This is a genomic window from Pseudomonas sp. 30_B (genome assembly GCF_017491605.1).
Taxonomy (GTDB): domain Bacteria; phylum Pseudomonadota; class Gammaproteobacteria; order Pseudomonadales; family Pseudomonadaceae; genus Pseudomonas.
Map to the genome: position 1 here is coordinate 1 of NZ_JAFGYY010000078.1, position 738 is coordinate 738.

Consider the following 738-nt stretch of genomic DNA (forward strand, 5'->3'; position numbering starts at 1 on the left):
GAGCTCGAGCGTCGTCTCGCGCGGCACCGTCTCGCCCGCCGCGTGCCGCTCCTCGAGCGAGCCGAGCGTCGCTTCCACGTACGCGCGCAGCACCGCGTGGCTGCGCGCGCGCTGCATCGGCTTGAGCGCGAGATAGCGCCGCAGCGCGGCACTCGTGAAGCGCACGTCGAGCGTCGTCTTGCGCGGTGTCGCGCCGAAACGCATCGCGAGCCAATGCACGGACAGCAAGCGCCCCGCTTCGTCGGCACGCTCGGCAAAGCGCGTCTGCTCGGGAAAGAGATCGCAGATCACGCGCGCGAGTTCGCCGAATTCGGCGCTCGCGCAATCGTATTGATAAGCGTCCATCGTCGGAACACGGTTCAGCGTGCGGCGCGCGCGGGCCGGCACAGTTTCATCAGCGCGCCGGCGAAGCCCGCGGTGAGCAGCAGATACAGCGCGACCATCCATTCGAACGGCACGCCGCCGCCGTTGTACACGAGCGACGGCAGATCGATCACGGGATGCAGCACGATCATCGCGGGCAGGATCCAGCGCCTGTTCGCGCGAATGCCGCGCCACATCAGCACGGACAGCGCGAGCTGCACGACGAACGCCGCGATGCGCTCGAGCGCCGACACCGCGACCGACACGGGCGACATCGTCGCGAGCATCACCTGGATGCGCAGCGCGAGATCGGCCGGCATCGTCTGCAGTTGCGCGTTCAGCTCGCCGCGATTCGCGAGCCACGCGAGATAGACC

At 68.7% G+C, this 738-nt stretch carries 2 protein-coding genes; both read right to left on the bottom strand.

What is annotated here, in order from left to right; genetic code table 11:
- A partial coding sequence (locus J5M67_RS27280) for a DUF3022 domain-containing protein (protein ID WP_207888525.1) occupies nt 1–345 on the bottom strand: 345 nt, incomplete at its 3' end.
- A 14-nt stretch (nt 346–359) separates the two neighbouring features.
- Nucleotides 360–738, bottom strand: a 379-nt coding sequence (locus J5M67_RS27285) for a YhfC family glutamic-type intramembrane protease (RefSeq protein WP_207888526.1), incomplete at its 5' end; no start/stop codon positions are given.